The following is a 303-nucleotide window of genomic DNA, read 5'->3' as shown; positions in this document are numbered from 1 at the left end:
TGCTAAACGTTCCATGGTTTTAAATCTTAAGAGTGTACGTTCATTAGTAATTTTTATACGTTTTCTAACTTCTGCAATATTACTGATGTTATCCCCTATTCTCTCAAGATCATCAGCAATTTTAATGCATGAAATAATGGTACGTAAATCACTAGCAACAGGTGCTTGAGTGGTAATTAAATTAATTGCATGGGCGTTAATCGCTGATTCTAACTGATTAATTTCTGAGTCAGCTTTTACCAGTTTTCTAGCTTCTTCTATATTATCAGTCACAAGAATTTCTACAGCCGTAGATAATCTGTT

1 protein-coding gene is annotated in these 303 nt (G+C 33.0%); it reads right to left on the bottom strand.

Going from position 1 to position 303, the window contains the following annotated elements; genetic code table 11:
• On the bottom strand, positions 1–303 hold a 303-nt coding region (locus tag FOJ82_RS16055; protein WP_281279961.1), incomplete at both ends, for a phosphate signaling complex PhoU family protein.

It is taken from the genome of Tessaracoccus rhinocerotis (assembly GCF_007197885.1).
In the GTDB taxonomy this organism is placed as follows: domain Bacteria; phylum Actinomycetota; class Actinomycetes; order Propionibacteriales; family Propionibacteriaceae; genus Arachnia; species Arachnia rhinocerotis.
Note: the sequence above shows the minus strand (reverse complement) of the source record. Positions and strands in the feature narration are given on the sequence as shown.